The sequence below is a fragment of the Nonomuraea sp. NPDC051941 genome, assembly GCF_044593615.1.
This window is the reverse complement of the sequence record NZ_JBIUCF010000041.1, coordinates 61888-80768: the sequence shown is the minus strand read 5'-3', so window position 1 is coordinate 80768 and position 18881 is coordinate 61888. Positions and strand designations below refer to the sequence as shown.

15 protein-coding genes and 2 pseudogenes are annotated in these 18881 nt (G+C 70.2%); 11 read left to right on the top strand and 6 right to left on the bottom strand.

Annotation, left to right across the window (positions count from 1 at the left end):
* The 6 genes from ACIHFD_RS48100 (at position 1) to ACIHFD_RS48075 (ending at position 5316) form a co-directional block, all read left to right on the top strand.
* The gene (locus ACIHFD_RS48100) at positions 1 to 939 is read left to right on the top strand and encodes a hypothetical protein (RefSeq protein WP_397372608.1); all 939 of its coding nucleotides are present in this window, start codon (positions 1 to 3) and stop codon (positions 937 to 939) included.
* Positions 939 to 1499, top strand: coding sequence for a cupin domain-containing protein (locus ACIHFD_RS48095; RefSeq protein ID WP_397372607.1), 561 nt, complete (start codon positions 939 to 941; stop codon positions 1497 to 1499). The genes ACIHFD_RS48100 and ACIHFD_RS48095 overlap by 1 nt, the downstream gene beginning before the upstream one ends.
* Positions 1496 to 2731 carry an acetyl-CoA carboxylase biotin carboxylase subunit family protein gene (locus tag ACIHFD_RS48090; RefSeq protein WP_397372606.1) on the top strand — a complete coding sequence of 412 codons (1236 nt, stop codon included), beginning with the start codon at positions 1496 to 1498 and terminating at the stop codon, positions 2729 to 2731. The genes ACIHFD_RS48095 and ACIHFD_RS48090 overlap by 4 nt, the downstream gene beginning before the upstream one ends.
* Positions 2728 to 3954, top strand: a complete 1227-nt coding sequence (locus tag ACIHFD_RS48085; RefSeq protein WP_397372605.1) for an MFS transporter — start codon at positions 2728 to 2730, stop codon at positions 3952 to 3954. Before ACIHFD_RS48090 ends, ACIHFD_RS48085 begins: the two co-directional genes overlap by 4 nt.
* A gap of 88 nt (positions 3955 to 4042) precedes the next feature.
* Positions 4043 to 4495 (top strand): DUF2690 domain-containing protein, encoded by a 453-nt coding sequence (locus ACIHFD_RS48080; protein WP_397372604.1) that lies wholly within the window; start codon positions 4043 to 4045, stop codon positions 4493 to 4495.
* A gap of 308 nt (positions 4496 to 4803) precedes the next feature.
* Positions 4804 to 5316 carry a carboxymuconolactone decarboxylase family protein gene (locus tag ACIHFD_RS48075; RefSeq protein WP_397372603.1) on the top strand — a complete coding sequence of 171 codons (513 nt, stop codon included), beginning with the start codon at positions 4804 to 4806 and terminating at the stop codon, positions 5314 to 5316.
* Positions 5317 to 5396: 80 nt separating this feature from the next.
* Here the strand turns inward: ACIHFD_RS48075 and ACIHFD_RS48070 are convergent, their stop codons facing one another.
* The gene (locus ACIHFD_RS48070; RefSeq protein WP_397372602.1) at positions 5397 to 5543 is read right to left on the bottom strand and encodes a hypothetical protein; all 147 of its coding nucleotides are present in this window, start codon (positions 5541 to 5543) and stop codon (positions 5397 to 5399) included.
* On the bottom strand, positions 5543 to 6235 hold the full coding sequence (locus ACIHFD_RS48065; RefSeq protein WP_397372601.1) for an AAA family ATPase: 693 nt from the start codon (positions 6233 to 6235) through the stop codon (positions 5543 to 5545). The genes ACIHFD_RS48070 and ACIHFD_RS48065 overlap by 1 nt, the downstream gene beginning before the upstream one ends.
* Before the next feature lie 350 nt (positions 6236 to 6585).
* Between ACIHFD_RS48065 and ACIHFD_RS48060 the strand changes: the two genes are divergently transcribed.
* From ACIHFD_RS48060 to ACIHFD_RS48050, 3 genes are all read left to right on the top strand, one after another.
* Positions 6586 to 7365, top strand: a complete 780-nt coding sequence (locus tag ACIHFD_RS48060) for a hypothetical protein (protein ID WP_397372600.1) — start codon at positions 6586 to 6588, stop codon at positions 7363 to 7365.
* Positions 7366 to 7472: 107 nt separating this feature from the next.
* Positions 7473 to 8450 (top strand): hypothetical protein, encoded by a 978-nt coding sequence (locus tag ACIHFD_RS48055; RefSeq protein WP_397372599.1) that lies wholly within the window; start codon positions 7473 to 7475, stop codon positions 8448 to 8450.
* A gap of 58 nt (positions 8451 to 8508) precedes the next feature.
* Entirely contained in the window at positions 8509 to 10107 is a 1599-nt protein-coding gene (locus ACIHFD_RS48050; protein WP_397372598.1) for a hypothetical protein, read from the top strand.
* Positions 10108 to 10198: 91 nt separating this feature from the next.
* Here ACIHFD_RS48050 and ACIHFD_RS48045 read toward each other — a convergent pair whose 3' ends face one another.
* Entirely contained in the window at positions 10199 to 11095 is an 897-nt protein-coding gene (locus tag ACIHFD_RS48045; protein WP_397372597.1) for a TetR/AcrR family transcriptional regulator, read from the bottom strand.
* Positions 11096 to 11676: 581 nt separating this feature from the next.
* Between ACIHFD_RS48045 and ACIHFD_RS48040 the strand changes: the two genes are divergently transcribed.
* On the top strand, positions 11677 to 14046 hold the full coding sequence (locus ACIHFD_RS48040; protein ID WP_397372596.1) for an SCO7613 C-terminal domain-containing membrane protein: 2370 nt from the start codon (positions 11677 to 11679) through the stop codon (positions 14044 to 14046).
* A gap of 176 nt (positions 14047 to 14222) precedes the next feature.
* Here the strand turns inward: ACIHFD_RS48040 and ACIHFD_RS48035 are convergent.
* The 3 genes and pseudogenes from ACIHFD_RS48035 to ACIHFD_RS48025 all read right to left on the bottom strand — a co-directional run.
* Positions 14223 to 14615: pseudogene (locus ACIHFD_RS48035) on the bottom strand (sigma factor-like helix-turn-helix DNA-binding protein); the annotation flags it as partial.
* A 1915-nt stretch (positions 14616 to 16530) separates the two neighbouring features.
* Positions 16531 to 17034 (bottom strand): annotated as a pseudogene (locus ACIHFD_RS48030) (BREX system ATP-binding domain-containing protein); the annotation flags it as partial.
* 195 nt (positions 17035 to 17229) lie between these two features.
* Positions 17230 to 17478, bottom strand: a complete 249-nt coding sequence (locus ACIHFD_RS48025; RefSeq protein WP_397372595.1) for a helix-turn-helix domain-containing protein — start codon at positions 17476 to 17478, stop codon at positions 17230 to 17232.
* Between the two features lie 501 nt (positions 17479 to 17979).
* On the opposite strand from ACIHFD_RS48025, the gene ACIHFD_RS48020 reads away from it, so the two are divergent.
* On the top strand, positions 17980 to 18795 hold the full coding sequence (locus tag ACIHFD_RS48020) for an SGNH/GDSL hydrolase family protein (protein WP_397372594.1): 816 nt from the start codon (positions 17980 to 17982) through the stop codon (positions 18793 to 18795).
* Positions 18796 to 18881 lie beyond the last annotated feature (86 nt).

Sequence of the window (18881 nt, the reverse complement as noted above, 5' to 3'; positions counted from 1 at the left end):
ATGAAGGACGACGTCTACGACTACGACCAGCAGTTATACGACCGGTCGTTCCTCAACTGCTACCAGCGGCAGGCCATGGTCATGCTCGCCGAGCGGGTTCCCGACCTGCCGCTGGTCTTCTACAACTGCCTGGTCGGCGGCGACGACATCGCCGACCAGGTCATCCGCCTCGGCCGCCCGAAATACGACTTCCAGAGCAAGCTCCTCGACCCCGCGGCCCTCGCCCGCGTTGGGATCGCCCGCGAGTACGTCCCGTTCGACACCTACGCGCAGGCGCGCGAGATCGTCATCGACACGGCCGGGCGCGCCGGTTACGTGATCCTGTTCGTGGACGTGTACTACCTGCCACACACCCCCGAGTACCGGACCGACCACGTCGTGCACACGATCACGCTCACCTCGTACGCGGACGGGCACTGGTCGATCCTCGACGACAACCGGGCGAGCGTGCTGTGCCGGTACGCCTACCCCGAGGACGTCATCGCCGCGGCGTACGACAACGGGAAGCTGCGGCACGTCAGCTGGTTCCCGGCCGGCCCGTACGACAAAGCGGCGGCGGTGACCGGGTCGTCGGCGGCGTTCTCCGAGGTGCTCCGGACGTACGACGACACGTACGCGCTGCTGGAGGGGGTCGCGGACCTGCTGGGGACGCGGTGGATCACGCCCGCGCGGACGATCGCCCTGCTTTATGACGCTTTTTCGGTGTATGAGGGGTCGCGGGCCTGCCTGCGGGAGTTCGCCGCGCGGCAACCGGCGTACGCGGACGTCGAGCCGGCGCTCGCGGACCTCGTCGGCCGGTGCAAGGACATCAGGAACCAGCTGATGATCGGCAAGGCGATCGGCCAGGTGGACGCGTTCCGCGTGGCCGCGGCATGCGCGGAACTCCGCGCGGCGGAGGAGGACACGCTGAAGCGGCTGCGGGGACAAGGGGGAGCCTGATGGCGATCGATCCACGCCTGGTCGTGACCGGGTTCGGCCCGGACGGCGCGGCGGTGATCGTACGTGACACGCCCGTCGCGCCGATCACGGCCCGCGCGCTGCCCGGCCAGGAGATGTACCTGCTGTGGGGCAGCCCCGACGGCGGCGCGACCGTCGGACCGAAGGCCGCCGACCCGATCACGCTGCCGTTCTTCGCCGGAGCCGGCGGGACGCGGCTGCTGCTCGTGCGCTTCCCGCCCGCGTCCGCGATCGTCGGACTGCCGTCCGCGTCGTCGCCCGAGGACCAGGCCGAGATCGACGCCGAGGTCGAGGGGCGGCTCCCCGGGCTGATGGACGTCTTCGAACCCGGCGACCCGTCGGGGATGCACACCACCGACACGCTCGACTACGGCATCTGCCTCGAAGGCGAGCTCTGGCTCGAACTCGACTCCGGCGACGAGGTCCGGCTCACCCCCGGCGCCTGCGTCGTTCAGCAGGGGACCCGGCACGCCTGGCACAACCGCGCCGAGACACCGGCGCTGATGGCGTTCGTCGGCATCGGCGCGGAGCGGCCGTCATGAAGCGGCTCGTCGTCGTGGGGACGGGGCCGCGCCTGTACCGGGAGTTCATGCTGCGCCGGATCGGCGAGCGCTACGACGTCCACCTCGTCATCGGCCGGCCGGCCGAGTGGGAGGCGCCGTACGTCTCCGGGGTCAGCGTCGTACCCGGCATGACGGCGGACGGCATCGTGGCGGCCGTCCGGGCGGTCGTGGCACAAGGCGCCATCGACGGCGCCGTTGACGGGGTCATGACGTGGGCCGAGGACCACGTCGTCGACACCGCGCTCGCCGCCGCGGCCGTCGGCCTGCCCGGCCCGGGCCCCGACGCCGCCCGCGCCTGCCGCGACAAGCACGTCACCCGCTCGGCCCTCGCCGCGCGTGGCGTGCCGCAGCCCCAGTCGGTGCTGGTCGCCGACGTGGCCGAGGCGCGCGCCGTGGCGGAGAAGTTCGGCTATCCGGTCGTCATCAAGCCCAGGGCCGGGGTCGCGAGCCAGGCCGTCGCGCTGGTCCGCGACGGCGAGGAACTGGCCGACCACTTCGCCTCCGCGCACCGCCTCCCGGCCGCCGATCTGCGATCTCCGGACCGCTCCGTGATGATCGAGGAGTACCTGACCGGGGAGGAGATCGGCGTCGACTCCGTCGTACGGGACGGCCGGGTCCTGCCGGTCTTCGTCTCGCACAAGGAGATGGGCTACGCGCCGTACTTCGAGGAGACCGGCCACTGGACGCGCGGGGACGACCCGCTGCTCGGCGACCCCGCGATCACCAGCTTCCTCACCCAGGTCCACGCGGCCATCGGGTACGCGACCGGCGCCACGCACACCGAGCTCAAGCTCACCGACGAGGGCCCGAAGCTCATCGAGATCAACGGTCGGCTCGGCGGTGACCTCATCTCGTACCTGTGCCACAGCGCCTCCGGCGTGGACCCGGGCCTGGCTCTGGCGGCGGTCTCGTGCGGCGACGTCCCCGACCTCACGCGGACGCGCGCGCTCTGCGCGGGGATCAGGTTCGCCTACCCGCCGTGGCACGAGACCCGCGTCGAGGAGATCGCCTTCGACGAGTCCGGCCTGCCGCCGGAGGCGGACCTGGCCGTCCCGCTCGTCCGCCCGGGAGAGGTCGTCCTGCTGCCGCACAAGGACCTCATGGAGGGCCGCGTCGCCTTCGCCACCGCCGCCGCGGCCACCCGTGAGGAGCTGTCCGCCGCGCTCGACCGGGCGCTGGCGGCGTTGCGCTGCACGTGGAGCCCCGCGTGACCGACGTGTCGAAGGCACCCGCCGACGAGGCTCCCGCCGGAGTGATCCGCACGCTGCGCGAGCTGCCGCGGCCGGCGATCGTGCTGCTGTTCGGCATCGCGCTGAACCGGATGGGGAGCTTCGTCGCGCTCTTCCTGGTCCTGTACCTGACGGGCATCGGCTACAGCCCCGCGCAGGCCGGCTTCGTCCTCACCGGTTTCGGGGTGGGGTCGATCGTGGGGACGTTCGTCGGCGGCAGCGTGACAGGGAGGTTCGGCGCGCGGGCGGTGATCGTGTGGTCGATGCTGCTGTGCGGCTTCTCCACCGCGGGGCTCGCCGCCGTGACGGCGATCGTCCCGTTGCTGATCGTCAGCTTCGCCGCCGGCGCGTTCGGGCAGATGTACCGCCCGGCGGCGGCGACGATGCTCGCCGAGCTGACGCCGCCGCAGCGGCTCGTGATGACCTCGGCCGCCAGCCGGTTCGGGCTCAACCTCGGCGCCGCCATCGGGCCGCTGCTCGGCGTGTGGCTGGCCGCCGCGTTCTCGTACCAGGTGGTCTTCGTCGTCAACGCCGTCGTCGACCTGCTCTTCGCCGTCGTCGTCCTGCTCGTCATGCCGGCCGCGGCCGGGCACCGCTTGCGCGAGGACACCGCCGCGCCGGAGGAGACCGCTCGGTACCGTGACCTGCTGCGGGACCGGCGGTTCCTGCTGTTCCTCGCCGGGATGTTCATCACGGCGGTCGCCGAGGTCCAGTACCAGTCGACGCTGCCGCTCGAGGTGCAGCAACGCGGCTACCCGACCGCGCTCTACGGCGCGGTCGTCGCGCTCAACGGCGCGCTCGTGATTCTCGTCGAACTGCCGCTGACCACCCTCATCCAGCGCTTCTCCATGCGGGCCACCGTCGCCGCCGGCTGCCTCCTCCTCGGCATCGGCCTGGGCCTGTTCGGCCTGCCCTTCGGCCCGTGGGTCTTCATCCTCGGAGCCGTCGTCTGGACGCTGGGAGAGATCATCAGCGCCCCGTCCATCGGCGCATATCCGGCCCTCGCCGCCCCTACGCCCGCCTTGCGGAGCCGCTACATCGGCGCGCTGTCCACCTGCCAGACAGCGGGCTGGGCCGTCGGCCCCAGCGTCGGCACGGCGCTGTTCGAGTACGTCGGTGGCGCGGTCTGGGTGATGTGCGCGGGTCTCGGCGTGCTCGCCTGTCTCGGCATGCGCGCGGGCGTCCGCGACCTCGTCCCGCGGTAGTCACGGTCCGCAATTTTGGAGCACGCGCTCTGTTATTCTGAGCCTCGGCGTTCTTCATTTGTCGTTCGAGGTAAGGAGTCGACTCCTCGTGCAGCTTCGAGTTGCGGCCATCGCCGTGGCCGCCATGACGGCGGTCCTGCCGGCGCAGGCTCCCGCGTACGCGCAGGCCAATGCGTACGACCACCAAGACCCGGCCGAGACGGGCTGCTGGAACTCCGCCCAGGTGGTGCGGACCGGCACGCTCGTCAGACATCAGCCCCGCGGGGCCGCCGGGCGGATCCACCTCTGGTGGTCCCCCCGGTGCAAGACCAACTGGGTCGAGATCAGGACCGACTCCAAGGTGAGCGGCACCATCTACGTGTACACGGTGGACAACAGGAGGGACGCGTACGACTTCAAGCCGGGTAACAACGGCCGTCACTGGGGCAACATGCTCCGAGCCCCCAGAACCTGCGCCTGGGGCAGGGTCGAGGTGGAGTGGAACGCCGGCCGCCGCAGCGTCCAGACCGGCTCCGGCGGCACCGCGAAGGCGTGCGGCTGAGCGGCACTCCGGGGAATCGTTTACGGTCCCGCCCGACCGGGCCCGACCTCTGACCTGTGCTCCCGATCGAGCGCGTCCTCGGTGAGATCCGTGGTGCGAACCGGGGCGGCCGATGTCGCGTATCCCATGCAGTACGGAGGGCGCGCGCGGGGCCTGGTGCCGGGGGCGCGCTCTCGAGCGGGACGGAGAGGGGGACATATCGCCACATCGTCGCTGCGCCCGTCCTTGCTTGAAAGAGCTTCAACGAGCGAGATGAGAGTCACGACATGTCTGTAGCCACGATTGCCCCGCGGATTGCGATCAAGAACGTGACCCCCGAAGTCTCCAGCGCGATGAGCGCCCTGCACGAGGCCGCTCTGGCCGCGGCGCAGGCGGCGGACATCGCGCCGGGGCTGCTCCAGCTGATCAAGATTCGCGCGTCCCAGATCAACGGCTGTTCCCTCTCGCTCGACCGGCACACCCAGGACGCGCGGGCCATGGGGGAAGGGGAGCAGCGCATCCGCGAGCTGCGGGCCTGGCGGAACAGCAAGCTCTTCAACGGCAGGGAGCGCGCCGCGCTGTCGCTGACCGAGGCGATCACCCTCGTCTTCGCGGGGCAGGTCCCGAACGAGGTGTACGCCGAGGCGGCGAGGCAGTTCGAGGAGACACAGCTGGCGGCGCTGATCTGGGCCGCGACAGTGATCAACGCGCACAACCGGATCGCGATCACCACCCGCCTGGAGGGCAGCGGCGCGCCGCCCGACGCGGACGCCCGTGGAGCGGCGGCCGCAGGAAGCCGGAGCATGTGGTGGACGTCAGCCCGGGCGGCGAATCCCGCCTGAGGACCTCCCGGGCGGTGGAGGGCGCGATCCCGATTCCCGGTCTCGGCGCGCCGACCAGAAAGGCGCGCTTCTCGGGGCGGTCAGCTCTCCATGGGCCGGCCGGCAAGGCGCGCTCCTCGGTGGCGAGCCGCGCCCGGGCCGCCGTCGGCCGGCTTCGCCAGGGCGTTGTCGTCGGCGTCGTGCAAGGCCCGCAGGAACAGCGGGTTGCCGCCGCTGATCCGATACATCAACCGCCGGGGCCGGGGGCCGGCGTCGGACGGTATGCCGCCGCCGCCTCCTCATCCAGCGGGGACAGGCTCAGCCTGGTGATGTACGCGTCCTGGCAGGCGACGGCGTCGGCCACCGCCGGCGGGATCATCGTGGAGCGGCAGGCGATGGCCGGCAGGAATCCGGCGGCGGGCGGGTTGCGAAGCAGGAACTCGGTCAGTTCGAGCGACGGGGCGTCCGCCCAGTGCAGGTCGTCGAGTGCGAGCACGGCGCCGCGGCCGGTCGCCAGGTGGATCAGGAGCGCACGAATGCCTCGATACGCATGGAAGCGATCCAGCCTGCCCCGTACGGTGTCGCTCGTCTCGCCCGCCGACAACAACGTGCGCAGGGCGGACTCCGCGAGGCCACCTGGTCGGCCACCGTCGACGTGCCCGCCCTGTTCGTCCGCCAGTCGGGTGAAGGCGTCCACGTACACGCCGAACGGGACCAGCCGCTCGAACTCGGTGGCGCTGCCGGCGAGCACGGTCCGCCCGGCCGGACCGACCCGGCACCTGGCGGTCTGCTGCGCGCCGGCTACCGGGCGGTGCGCGTGAACCAGCTCATGGCGGGTCGGCGCCGCGGTGGCCGGGAAGGCGACAAGCCCGATCCCATTGATGCGTGCCCCGTAGCCGCTGGCCATCCCCGGCTGCGGAGCGCTCAGTCCAGCCACCATTACCGGGGAGGCGACCGACAGCAAGACCGTATCGAGGCCATCCGGTTACTGCGCCGACACCACCATCTGCCGGCGAAACTCTTGCTGGTCGTTGTTCGGCACAGCAGGCTCCTTCTTCTGGGAATCATGGTTCCCGGAGATCATGTGCCCACTGAACCGGACCAATCCAATACATTCGGTTGTATCGAGAAGTGACCTCTGCGATTATCTGCTGCCTGGAATCCGCACGGTGCCGAGTCCAGCCCATGGAACATGCCATAGTCGATGGAGGATGATCAACCGTGCATGCTTGGGCTTATCCCTGGCCAGTTGTCGATCCCACTGTCCCACCCCATGACCAACGCCGCATCGTGCGCGTCGGGACTGCCAACCTTCAAGCGTGGGGCGGAGGGAGTGAGTGGTCGATCATCTTTGGCGTCACAGCCGGCATGGTGTTTCTCGCCGGCATCGCCTTGGCCTTGATCTCAGGGTCCTGGGTTGGCGCGCTCGCCTTTCTTCTGCTCTCTATGGCCGTGACAGCATGCTTTATAGGTGCAGATCGCGGATCTGTCAGTCGGCTCGCCCGGCTCTACCGCCCTCGCTATGTCCTTCCCAGCGATCTTGACAACGCAGCCCATGTCCTGTTCAAACGGGCTTCCGACGCCATCTCGACAATCAGCCGGTCCGAGGTCAACCGGTGGGGGTATCTGGATTCTGTCGCCAATCATGTGCTCCTGCCCCAGCAACTGTGGGAGATCTGTCGCCTTCTGCGTGATCAGAGCTTCCTTCGTGCCGAGCAGGCACGTGCCACCCATGGCGTCATCGTCACCGCTGAGCTGAGGGCTGTCCTGGCCCCTCAGCAACGGGCCATACAGCATTCGGCCAATATGGTCACGAAACGGGTCGTGGAGCTGGAAGCCTATGCGCACCGGGTCCTGGAGGCCGACGCCGCACTACGGGCTCAAGCGCAGCTGCGGAACAACAACCAGTACCACAACCTGCTCGCACACACAGACGACAGGTTGGGCATGAAAAGGCTTTTACAGGAGGCGGCCTCGGTAGAAGGCACTCTTGCGCGCAGTGTGCAGGATGCCGTCACAGCAGGTCAGACCTTGGCTCTGCCGGATCTCGAACGCTGGGGCCAGACCTGAGACGGCATCTGCCCATCAAGCAGGTGTTGAACGTTCTACCTGCGCCGGCATCGCAGGGGCCATGAGGACCCTTGGCTCGGAGCCGCGAAGCTCGAGAACATTGTGTAATGACGGAGTCAGAGGTGCGGCAGGCCGTAGCGGAACTGCTTCGGAGACTACCGGGCGAGAACGAGGGGCCCGTGCTGGAAGCGTCCCTGTGTGAGGGTATGGGGCTGGACCAGGAACAGGCAGAGTTCGTCGGCCGGATGCTGATCACGCTGCTCAACACTTTTGGCGTGCTGGCGGTCAAAGACCAGCGGGTCAAGGCCGCGCATGTTTCCTCCGCACTATTCCTCAGCAGCCTGGCCGAGCACGTCGAGACCGGTACAGCCGTCCTGGGCAACTGGGAACGTGCCCGAATAGGCGATCCGCCGTATCTGAACCACACGATCCTCACGGGGCCGCAATTCCTCTACCTGATAGAGCGCCAGCGTGCGCACATGAACCCACGGGCCCGGCCGCTACGCCATGTACGCGTCGCCCAAATCCTTGTTACGGCGCGGCTGCGTGGGCAGGGCGTCTGCTGCCTGGCCATGTATGACAGCGCGGCCAATCAGTACCAACTCCCGGGCGGACGGATGCGTCCCGCTGATCCGACGATGCGTGATGTCGCGATCCGGGAACTGGAGGAAGAACTCCCGCGCTTCGTCTTTGACGCCGGCAAGGATCAGCTTATGGACATGGGTACGGCCGAGATCACGCAACTTTCGCGCACGCTGGGCGTCCTCACCAGGTACGAAATCACCTTCCTCCACTTCCAGTCGTCACGCCCGTACCTGCTCGTCGGCCCGGACGCTCGCTGGATCAGAGCAGAGACACTCCTCAAAGAGGGGGCCCGCGTCAACCAGGCGTCGCTGAACATGAGTGGGCTGCGAGAACTGTGCAGAACGCTGCCGCAGGGATTCCAAGCGCTGCCGTTGAGCCTGCAAGCCGTTCAGCGGCGCATACTGCGCGATATCGTCAGGGACAGGCCTTGGGAGTTCTACGGCATTCTCATCGGGGTGCTCGGGATCATCATTTCCATCATCTTGTTCTTTCTGGAATAGGACGGATCACGTGGGCAAGAGGCTAGGCGACGGATGGGAAGCACGGCTTCCCTCCGCAGTGCTCGACGCCTACGACCGGTGGCATCTTTCCACCGGCTACGACACCAGGTTGGTGGGGTGGCTCGACGGAGGGATGAGCGAGGCCAAGGTAGCTGTCGTCCTTCAGTTCGAGAAGAACGTCATCGACCGACAGGCGATACTCAAATTCCTGCCGAAGGACGGCCCCGGCGAGGCGCGGCGGACGCGCCAGGCGCTGGACCACTCGCCGCGGGAGTTTCGCGAGGCGCATCTGGTGGAGTTGATCGGTGACGCGATCCCGCTGGACACCTGGTGGATGATCCAGATGGAGATTGCCGGCGGTGACCAGTCCATGGTGCAGCCGTTGGTGAAGCTGCGACACCATGCCAGGTTGCACGAAGTCTGCGGAACCGTGGTCGGCTCCCTGCTCGACGAGTGGAATTCGGCGCGTGCCCATCCGCCGTTGCCCATGACCGCAGGCGAGTACCTGCGACTCCTGCTCGGAGACCGGCTCGAGGCCGGGAGCGCGTTGTCCACATGGGCGGCCACGCGTGGGCTGGCCACGGCCGAGTTCGTGCCGGACGGAGATGGCGGACAGGCGCTCAACCCACTGGCGCTGGCACACAGCAATGACGCACACTCCCTGTTCGTTCGGCGTGGGCGCGCGCACGGTGACCTGAACGTGCGAAACGTGCTCGTGCACCCCGACGATCCGCAGGGGTTCAAGCTCATCGACTATGGCGGATTCGCCGAAGCCGCATCGCTCGCCTACGATCCGGCGTATCTGCTGCTGAGCCTCGCCCGGGAGTGGTTGGGAGACTTCGCGGTCGACTCCCCGATACGGCACGACCTCAAAGTCGCGATCGTCACCCCTGACAAGTCGGAAGCCGCCTCTGTCATGGGGCCGAAGGCGGTCAGTACGGCGTTCCACGGCACCGCGCAGAGGTGGGCCAACCGCGGGAGTTTCGGCGATCAGTGGCGCGCGCAAGCGCTGCTCTCCTTGATCGGCTGCGGGCTGATCTTCGCGGGACGAGGTCGGCTGACCGACGATGTCCGGCAGTGGTTCTTCGACCTCAGCGCTTATGGGACACGCGAGTACCTTCGGATGCGGAAGGAGCTCGGCTGGCCCTCATTCCAGGCGTCCGTCCCGTCTGGAGGGAAGCCGTCCGTGGTCGGTGTGCCACGTTCCCGGGCCGAGATAGACGCTTTGCTCAAGCAGCATCTGCCGTTCATGCAACGCACTCTTGGCAACAAGGACCTGCTGCTGAACATCGTCATGGAGTCACTGGACGAGCGGGAGCGGTTCGTCTGCCTCGCGCCGTACCGCATGAGCGGTGGTATGCCAGGCTCGGCGGTCATCGTTGTAAGCGATCGGTATGTGCGCGCGATCGAGCTGGACACCAGGAACCGGATATCTGATGTCACCCGGGTGGCCCACAGCGAGATCAGTGAGCTGCGGCTGTATCCGGACCGTAGGCTTGGCCTGCTCGACACGGCCGACGTGCGGGTCGCTGGCGACACTGTCGAACTTCTCGTCCGCGGCCTGCTCAGGGACCAGGCGAAGGGCCTGATGGCGAAGCTGGAGGAGCTCACCGGCCGGCGCGTTCGCGAGTCGGTGGACGATCCGTCGACAGCCTGAGATGGTCTGAAGCCGGCACCCGATGCTGTGAGGGGTCTGGCGATTCGCGACACCCGACTACGGCACCCGGGGACGAACGGCGCCGGGGATCTCACTCGTGAGGGGGTCCGAGGAGGGCCGCCGCGAGTATGGAGGCGAGCCACTCCTCGTACTCGGCCTCACTCCATCCGCACACCTCGGTCAGCTTCTCGAAGTTCTCCGTCGAGGTGAGGACATAGATCTGCTCGGCGGCCCTGGCCGGAGGGAGGTCCGGGCGCAGGGCGCCGAGAGCGTGCAGATGTTCGGCCGGTCCGCGGCTTCCCGTCAGCCTTTCGCGTTCGATGTCGGCCAGGAGGTCCTGGAGTCCCGGGTCGGCCGGGGACGCGGCGGCCGCCGCGCGCAGGACGCGGTGCACGGGCTTGATGCGCCGAAGGATCGCGGTGGCCGTGGCGGCGTACAGGGCCAGCTTGCGTGCGGGGTCCGGTTCGTCGATGATCGCCTGGACCTCGGGGCGGTCGCTCTGCGGCAGGGGTTGGGCGTCTCCGGCCAGCGTGACGTCGTAGACGAGCTTGGCGAGCGCGGGTTTGCCGCCGGGGGAGGACGTGTACAGCGTCTGGACGGCCACGCCGGCCTCGCGCGCCACTTCGGCCATGGTGGTGTCGGCGTAGCCGTTCCTGATCATCAACTCCCGCGCCGCCGTCGCGATCTTCGTCGTGGAGGGGCGTGCGGTGTCCCTGGTTCTCGTCGCGTCCAGGACGGTCGCGTTACTGCTGGTCGGCCTGTACGCGGGCGGCGTCCTCTTCGTGGTGATCGCCCCGTCCGTGGCTCGCATGCCGGGGCCCGCGTACGTCCGGTACTGGCAGGCCCTCAACGTCGACCACGGCCGCGCCATGCCGCCGCTCCTCTTGGCCGGGATCGTGGCGATGATCGTTGTTTCGGTCCTGTCGTGGCGCCGCGGATGGCTCGTCTTCGGCGTCAGTTCGGCCGCGCTGATCCTGGTGATCCTCACCGTCGTCCTCACCCTGACAGGTCTGGAGCCTCTCAACCGGCTCGCGGCGTTCGCATGCCTGATTGCCGCCCAGTCCCTCGACCGAGGGCCGAATCCCCTGCCCGAGGCGGGCCCGGCTCGCGTTGATCAAGCGGTGTCGCCCGGGCGGGATCGTGATCCGCTCCCGCGCCCAGGACGTGACGTCCGGCCGCCGCGGTCCGCGTCGGCTGCTCCGTCTGCTGACTCTCCTGGAACGTTGCGACGACACGCCCAGCGGCGAGACGCCGGCGGGACCAAGGTGGTCAGGGGCCGGGGCCGGTCTGACCGCCTGCTGAGCGTCCCGGAGCGCGACCTCGTTCCGGAGGTTGCTCCCATGCGTCGGCCGGTCGTCGTTCGTGGTTGCCGGTGACAGTGGTTCGCAAGGGCGTCGGGGTGGAATATGGGTCATCTCGACAGGCTCAAACGGAGTATCGGTGCGTGGAAGTATGAAATGTCCGGACTGCGGTGCGGTGTTGTCCGGGACCGGGTCCCAAGGGCCGGTGTCCAGGTGCCCCAGGTGTGCGCTGCCTCTGGAGGGGCCCGCCGCGTACGAGCTCTGGCAGGTGGATCAGGCTCTCACCGGGCTGAGGGAGCAGCAGGCCAGGCTGCAGGCCCGCCGTACGGAACTGATCGGCATCCTGCGCGCCGGCGTCGCGGGTCAGGGGGCGGCAGAGACGGGTGCGGCGGGGGTGGTGCCTTCCTATGCGGGTGTGTTGCCGCCGTATCCGGGGGTGGCGGCCGGGCCTGGAGGTGCGGGGCCCGGTGTTCCGGGGCGGGAGGTCTCTCCGGGTACGGCGAAGAATGTCCTGCTCATCCTTGGTGGGCTGCTGCTGACGGTGGCGGCGGTGGTGTTCACCGTGGTGAGCTGGGGGCAGATGAGCATGGCCGGGCGGGCGGTCGTGCTGGCCGCGTTCACCGCGCTGGTCATGTTGGCGCCGGTCGTGCTGATCCGGCGCAGGCTCACCGCGACGGCTGAGACCGTGGCCGGGCTCGCGGTCGTGTTGCTGCTGCTCGACGGGTACGCGGCCAGGCGGGTGGGCTTCCTCGGGGTCGACGCGCTCGACGCGCTGCACTACACGGCGGGGGTGTTCGGGCTTACCGCGCTCATTCTGGTGGCTTATGCCCGGGTCACCCGGCTGCGCGGGCCCGCTCCGGTCGCCGTGGTGCTGGCGCAGCCGGTCCTGCCGCTGCTGACCGGCGACCTGCCGGAGACCTGGCTGGTGGCCATGTTGGTGGCCACGGCGGCCTTGGACGTCCCCCTGGTCCGTTATGGCCGGGGAGCGGTGCGGGTGACGGCCGCCGTGGCAGGCAGCGGGGTCGCGATGCTTGCCCTGCTGGTGGGCTCGGCGGACGCGCTGGGGTCCCCTTCCGTCGGCCAGGCCCTGGTCAGGTCGGCGCCACTGGTCGCGCTGGCTCTGCTCGGCGGGTTCGTGACGTGGCTGCTGGCCAGGCCGGGCAAGGCTCTGGGGGAGACCTGGGCGGCCGTGGTCACCGTCGGGACCGCGCTCACGCTGATCGCCATCCCGGCGGCGCTGGCGCAGCCGGTGCTGGTCGGGCCGGGGACGGACTGGCGTCCTCTGGCGTTCCTCGTTCCCGCACTCGTGGTGGTGCTCGCCGCCGCCTGGCTGCCCTGGCGGCGGGTACGGCTGGCGGGCATGGCCACCGGTGGGCTGGTGGCGCTGCTGACCACGCTGGTGGTGCTGCCTCGGCTCGTGGCCACGCTGGTGGCGCCGCTGGCCTGGCTGGACGTGCTCTGGACGGGCGCCTGGAACGGGCGGCAGTGGCAGCCGTTCGAGATTGCGACGCCGGCGGACGTGGCGGTGCTGGGCACGTTGGCGCTCGGCCTCCTACTGGTGGCCGTGCGCGGGACCGGTGGGTGGCCGATGCCGAGGAAGGGGGCGGCGTCCGAGGCAGCGACGTCCCACGCAGCGGTGTCCCGCGCGCTGGTGTCCGGGGGGCTGGTGTTCCGGGTGCTGGCGGTCGGGGCGCTGGTGGCCGGGGTGCTCATGGTCGCGGTCGTACCCCAAGCCTTCGCGATGCCCTACCCGGCCGCGGTGGCGGTGCTGGCAGTGCTGGCCGTGGCGCCGGCGGTGGCCGCCACACTCGGCCGGGCGCCCTGGTGGGCGGTGGCGTGCGCGCTCGTCGCCGGTCCGGCCGCGGTACGGGCGGCGGCGTACGCGTTCGGCAGCGAGCCGGCGACGCTGATCGTGCTGCCGATCCTGGCGCTGGCGGCCGCCGCCATGGCGCTGGTGGCCAGGCTGAAGGGGCTGAGGGTCTGGGGGCTGGGTTTCGCCGCGCTGTTCCTCGGGCTGGAGGCGGTGGCGGTGGGGTTCTCGCTGGGCCTGCGCGTCCTGGTCGCGGCGAGCGTGGGATTCGCCGTGGCCGGAGTGCTGGTGCTGCTCATGTCGCTGTGGGCAGGCGGTGCGAGCGGCCTCAGGTACGCCGGCACCACCCTGCTGCTGCTGGCCTCGTGGCTGCGGCTGGGGGCGGACGAGGTCACCGTCGTCGAGGCGTACACGGTGCCGTGCTCGCTGGTGCTGCTGGGATTCGGCTGGTTGCGGCGGCGCGCCGCGCCGGTCTCGTCGTGGGCGGCCTACGGCACGGGCCTCTCCTTCACGATGCTGCCCAGCCTGGTGGTCGTCTACTCGGACACGGAATGGCGGCGGTCGCTGGCGCTCGGCGTGCTGGCGCTGATGGTGCTGTTCGCCGGAGCCCGGTTCCGGCTGCAGGCGCCCACGGTGATCGGGGGCGTCGTGCTCGCCGGGGTCGCGGTGCGGGCACTGGCCCCGTACGTGTCGGAGATGTTCCTCGCGGTGCCGCGCTGGGTGCCGATCGCCGTCGGCGGGGTGCTGCTCGTGGTCGTCGGGGCGACGTACGAGGCTCGCATGCGGGACCTGCGCCGGGTGCGTGACGTCCTGCGGGCGATGGGATGAACCCCGGACTCCGCCGCCGCGCCTCTGATGTCGGGGGAGCTGACGACGTCCGCGGCGAAGAGGTTCTCCAGGGCCGTCAGGTTCCCCTCCTGGGAGGCGTCGAGGAAGGCCGACAGGAGGCGGCGGTGTTCGTCGGGGCCGATCGACCCGCGCCGGGTGGTGCTCAGGTGCTTGCGGGCGCGGCTCACCAGCTGGCGGACGTTGGCCGGGCTGAGCTGGATGATCTCGGCGATCTGCTCGTAGGGATAGACGAAGGCCTCACGGAGGATGTACGCGGCCCGCTGGGCCGAGGTGAGCTTCTCCAGCAGTAACAGCAGGGCGAGTTCGAGCGCCTCACCTCGCTCGGCTCCGGCGGCGGGGTCGGCGCCGGTGTCGATGGGCTCGGGCAGCCAGGGGCCGATGTAGGTCTCGCGGCGGGCCCTGGCGGACTGCACGGCGTTGATGGACAGCCGCGTCGTGATCAGGGTCAGGAACGCCGCCGGGTTGGCGATGGCCGAGCGTTCGGTGTTCTGCCAGCGCAGCCAGGTCTCCTGGACGATGTCCTCGGCCTCCGCCGAGCCGGCGAGCATCCGGTAGGCGATGCCGAACAGGCGCGGACGCACCTCGACGAAGGTGGCGGTCGGCCTGCTCTCCGTCGCAGAGCAGCGCCCGGCAGCGGGCCTCGAGGCCGAGGCCCCAGTCCGTGCCGCCCGCCCGGGTGGAGCGGGAGAGCCGCTCCAGCGTACGGGCGGCCAGGTCGTGCCGGCCGGTACGCGCGGCGGCCTCGACGAGTTCGAGGGGAGCCCACTGGACCCCGCAGCCGCCCGGCGCCCGGTGGTCCACGCCAGCCTGCAGAACGGCTTCCAGAGCCTTCTCATACTGGCCGAGCCCGTTGTAGAGGACGGATCGGACCCAATGGCTGATCTCCAGCGTCCTCCCCTCCCCGCGGACCGCTCCTTCCTTCGCGATGATCTCCGCGAGCTGCTCGGTCTCCTCCTCGTCTCCCCGCCACGCCGCGAGGCCGAGGTCGCCGCCCGTCTGCACCATTGCCCCCGAGGTGGTCCAGACGTCGGCGGCGACCGCGTTCGCCTTCGCCTCCTCGTTCTGGGTCTCGGCCTCCGCCAGGTCGCCCTCGAACAGGAACAGCATCGTGGACAGGCTGAGCGCCAGGGGCAGCAGCGCGAGCGCGCCGGAGCCGCGGATCAGGCGGAGGTAGTGCCGGGTCAGGTCGCGACCGGCCTCGTCGTCCCACAGGCTCATGACGGAGAAGTTGACGAACCAGACCCACCGGAGCTGTTCGGCGGGCGGGGTCTCCTCGCTCATGATGGCGTCCACGGCACGCCGCAGGGCCGGCTCGGCCGTCAGGGTGTCCTGCGTGTAGGACAGGGAGAGGGCTTCGAGGACGAGATCCGCGGCGCGGGGCGCGCCGGGCGCGGGTGGCGCCTCGCGGGTGGCCGCCGCCACCTCGATGATGCCGTCCCAGCCGGGCAGGACGCCGATCGCCACGAGCAGCGCCTGGAGATACGTGTCGCGGGACAGGCCGATGTCGAGTGGTTCGAGCTGTTTGGCGGCCTTGAGCAGGATCGCCGGGGCGGAGGTGCCGCGGTTCGAGGTCAGGGCGATCTCGGCGCGCAGGGATTCGGCCTTGGCGCGGCGCAGCTCGTCCGGCGGCCCGGCCTCGGCCGCCGCCAGCAGCGCCAGCGCGGACTCGAGGGCGCCGGCCAGGTGCTTGGCCCGGGCGGCGTCGAGCGCGCGTTCGGCCCGGCGCCGGGCGTCGGGGGTGAGCCCGACCGCCCGTTCCAGGAAGGCCGCGGCGGCGGCCAGACCGCCGCGGGCCTGGGCGCGCCCGGCCGAGCGTTCGAGCTCGGCGGCGATGCTCTCGTCGGGGTGGGCGGCGCTCTGCGCGCGGTGCCAGGCCCGCCGGTCCGGGTCGGTGGCGGCGTCGGTCGCCTCCGCCAGCGCTCGGTGGGCCTGCCGGCGCTCCCTCGGAACGGCCGCGTTGTACACCGCGGAACGGACGAGCGGATGCCGGAAACGTACCCGGTCGCTGAAGTCGATCAGTTCGTCGGCCTCGTCGACCGCCGTGGTGTCGACGCCGAGCACGTCGGCGGCGCGCCACAGCAGGGCCGGATCGCCGAGGGGTTCGGCGGCGGCCAGCAGCAGCATCATCCGGCTGGCGGCCGGCAGGCCGTTCAGCCGGCGCTGGAAGCCGTCCTCGAGGCGGCCCGCCAGCGACTGCCCGTTCGCCGCCGCCACGAATCCGCCCGCGGACGCGGCGCGTGGCAGTTCGAGCAGGGCCAGCGGGTTCCCCCGCGACTCGAACAGGATCCGGTCGCGCACCTCCTCGTCCAGCGGCCCTGGGACCACCCGGCTGATGAGGGTCCGCGCCTCGGAGTCCCGCAGTCCGCCGACCTCCATCACGGGCAGGCCCGGCAGCACGCCGGTCTCGCCGGAGTCACGGACGGCGAAGACGCAGGCCACGCTCTCGGCCATGAGGCGGCGGGCCACGAAGGTGAGGACCTGCGCCGAAGCGCGGTCGAGCCACTGGGCGTCGTCGATCACGCACACGAGCGGACGCTCGTCGGCGGCCTGGGCTAGGAGATTGAGTACGGCGAGGCTGATGAGGAACTGGTCGGGAGCGGGCCCGGCGCGCATCCCGAAGGCGGTCCCGAGCGCGTCACGCTGGGGTTCGGGCAGGGTGTCGAGGAGGTCCAGCATCGGCACGCAGAGCTGGTGGACGGCCGCGAAGGGCAGCTCCATCTCCGACTGGACCCCTGTCGCGGCCACGACCCGGCACCCGGCGGACTTCGCGATCAGGTGGTCCAGCAGCGCCGACTTGCCGACTCCGGCCTCGCCGCGCAGCACCAGCACCCGGCTCTCGCCGCCGCGGACGTCCGCGAGCAGCCGGTCGAGCGTGGCGCACTCCGCCTCTCGGCCCACCAGCCACCCCGGCCGCGGGGTTCCGCCTGTCGCGGACCACCCACCCCCAAGATCAGCCTTATCGGGCATCTCCGCCATATCTTCCGCACCACGCATCACCGGCGATACCGGGACCGACTTTCATCTAATGCAATATCTCATCCAGACGGCCTGATCAACGAACCGGCTGGATGGCGCCGCGCGGCGGCGAGCGTGGATGCGGCGAACGGAGTGTCCGGCGGGGAGGGTGCGGACTTCGTCAGGCGTTGTCGCGGGGAGGAGCGGTCACTTCCCGGTACGGCGGGCGGGCAGCGGCCGGATCAGGTCGTCCATCGTGCAGCCGAGGATGTCCAGCAGCGCCATCAGCGTGCGGAGGCTGAGCCGTTCCGGCTTGCCGACCGCGAGCCGGTACACCTGGCTCGGCGACAGATCGACACCGCGAGCGGCCAGCAGGGGACGCAGCTCCACGGTGGAGGACATGCCGCGCTCCGCCATGACCTCGCGAAGACGCCAGCCATAGTCCAGATCGGCCATCGCCTGTCAGCCCCCTTCTCTTCTGCCGGGACAGGGTCCACCTGTCCGCGCCGCCTTCGCATCCGTGACGTCCCTAGCGTGACCGTCGTCGATGACTGGTAGGCCCACCAAAATCCGGACATCGACCAGCAACTTCTCGGGGGCTGTCACAAGCCGCGACGTACCGAACACCGGAAAGGTCCACTCATGAGCGAGCAGCGCGTCATCGTCCTGGTCCACGGCGCCTTCGCCGAATCGGCCGGCAGCCGCGCCGGTGAGACCCATCCGGCACGGGACTCGCCTGCCGTCACCGCCGTTGAAGGGTCCTCGTGGGCCGTGGGTTCTGCCGTGGTTGCGGGGTTTTGCGTGGAGTGTCCAGCGTAAGCTGATGCATCTCGCTCACGCTGCCGCAGGCGGCCGGTACGGTGACGCGGGGCTGAGGCGGTAAGGCAGGGGGGCGATCGCGTGCGGTGGGTGGGCATCATGCGCGGGCGTCACGGAGCAGGCCGCCGCGATGCCGGCATGACCCGGCGGTTCAGAGGGGTCGCGGTGGTCGCGGTCCTCGCCGTGGCCTGGAGCGTCGCGCTCGAGACCGTCCCGGTCGCGAGAGTGGCGAGGGACGCGCGAGCCGGTGAGACGGTCGCCACCCCGCACCCCGGACCGGCGGCGGTGACCTCCATCGTGGGGCTGGGCGATTCGGTGCCCGCGGGCTCCGCGTGTGACTGCGACACCTTCGTCTCGCTGATCAGGAAGACCCTGGCGACCAGGCAAGGCACCGGCGTCGCCGTCCACAACCTGGCCACTGGAGGGCTCACCTCGCAGGGGCTGCTCGATCAGATGGACGGCGGGTCGGCGGCGGACGCCATCGTGAAAGCCGACCTGGTGATCATCACCATCGGCGCCAACGATTTCGACAGCGACGCGCTCGAGGACGACGACTGCGGTCCCCGCGCGGGGCTGGCCTGCTACAAGAACGATCTCGCGCGGCTGCGCGCCAACGTGGACGGCATCCTCGGCAAGGTTCGCGCGCTGCAGACCCGCCCGCGCAGCCGGATCGTCGTGACCGGCTACTGGAACGTGTTCCTGGACGGCGACAGCGCCCGGGCCAAGGGGACGGCGTACATGTCGAACAGCGACGCCCTCACGCGCGTCGTGAACCGGACCCTCGCCGGTGCGGCCGCGGCGAAGGGCGCGCGTTACGTCGACGTCTACGGCCCGTTCAAGGGGGACGGCTCCCGGGACGACACCCCGCTGCTGGCCGCCGACGGCGACCACCCCAACGCCGCCGGACATCGGGTCATCGCCGACTCCATCCTGTCCGCCCTCGCCGCGGGCTGATCCCGTGCGGCCGGGATGAAAGGTTCAGCGGTGAGCTCCCTGGTCAGGTGCGTAGGGAGCAGGTGCGGGGTTGACACTTCGGCGTG